This window comes from Vibrio sp. 779(2023), from assembly GCF_033344285.1.
Taxonomy (GTDB): domain Bacteria; phylum Pseudomonadota; class Gammaproteobacteria; order Enterobacterales; family Vibrionaceae; genus Vibrio; species Vibrio alginolyticus.
The window spans coordinates 1-1,340 of the sequence record NZ_JAWPOM010000119.1 but is presented as its reverse complement, the minus strand read 5'-3'; the positions used below and the strand labels follow the sequence as shown (position 1 = coordinate 1,340).

Annotated in this window: 1 protein-coding gene and 1 pseudogene; one reads left to right on the top strand and one right to left on the bottom strand. The window is 40.6% G+C overall.

Annotated elements, in window-relative coordinates; genetic code table 11:
- Window positions 1-114: pseudogene (locus R8O70_RS25415) on the top strand (EamA family transporter); the annotation flags it as partial.
- Window positions 115-291: 177 nt separating this feature from the next.
- Here R8O70_RS25415 and R8O70_RS25410 read toward each other — a convergent pair.
- Window positions 292-858: a hypothetical protein gene (locus R8O70_RS25410; protein WP_318184485.1), complete on the bottom strand. Its 567-nt coding sequence runs from the start codon at window positions 856-858 to the stop codon at window positions 292-294.
- Between the last annotated feature and the right edge of the window lie 482 nt (window positions 859-1,340).

Below are 1,340 nucleotides of genomic sequence, written 5' to 3'. Positions count from 1 at the left end.
CTTATCCTTGGTGTTACGTTGAGCAATAGTTTCTGGCAAGGTGTTGTTATGGTGACAGTTGGGTCACTCTTGTGTTGGTTGGTAACAAAAGAGAAGCGAGAAGCTGCTGGTTAAACCCTCATTATCTGAGTGATTTGTGGCTTCTCCGGTTCTTGTCGGTGTTGATGAGGCCTGCTTGAGCCGTCATCGTGTTATCGACAGGTCACCAATCATTTTCTTAGAGTAAGCATCAGTCACCAAGCTGAGATAGGTGTGGGAAGGTAAGTCGCATCATGAGATGCTATGTCTAACTTAGGCTTCGTTCCAGTTTGGTTCTTCTAGCGCTGGCCAGAGCATCAAATCATCAATACCAACGTCCTTAAAGCCTATCTTTGAGTAATAGCTTTTAAGCGCTTCTACGCTTTCCTCTGAGCGATCTTCTAAAGGAAGCGCCTTTAGACCAATGATGTCGTAAATCGATGTAAAGCGTTCAATAAAGTCCTCAATTAAGGCTTTGGAATACTTATTTCCTCGATGCTCTTTCTTTACCTTTAGTTCGTGAATCACAATGAGACGATCTGGTTCTGGACCGATTCCCCACCGCATTGTTTCGTTACGTGTTGCGATGCTTTCTTTTAGCAAGTAATCATCATCAAGAATTTGGATAAAGTGTGCAATGCTGGCGTTAATGTTCAATAATTTATGACAGCTGATAGTACTCGAGGCTCTGGATAAATCTACGATGTAAAAGTCACACGTAGCGACTTCGGTCTCTTCTCCTTGGTCGACAAGAGCAAACATACTCGCTGTCATTACGTTGATACATGATTCAATATCATTCGAATAAGGAGCAGTTGTCAGGGCGTAGTTTATGATCATTGTTCTGTTCCTTTTCACTCGCTAGTAGCACAACGTCGTTTAATAAACGTGACGCGAACACTTAATTTGATGAGGTGTACCAAAGTGACCTCCCTCAGATACTTTAATTAATTCATCGGGCTGTGTTGGCGGAGTGTTGACTCCCGCAATCTTCATACTCACCCCTTTTAAACTTTTTTTAAAATGTTTACAGAGCCAGTATTACTTACAGATATTGGGAGTCAATTTCTTATTATGGTTAGCGTTAATCGGATGGGTGAGTATTCCGATAACGGCCAACTGATAGCGCAGGATTTTTCACGTTTTCCCTATCTAAAACAGTGATCTATTGCACATTTTCATTACCATTATTCCAGAAGTTTAGAATTTTAATGTCGAGTAAAAATGCAAATAAACTGCGTTCTCCACCCGACCAAGTTTTTCTATTATGTGCAAATTAAAAAAGTGATATATGTCAAAGTTTGCATATTAAGTCGCATTGA

Coding starts and splice junctions, on each gene's coding strand:
- R8O70_RS25410 (WP_318184485.1), bottom strand. CDS start 858: ATGATCATAAACTACGCCCTGACAACTGCTCCTTATTCGAATGATATT.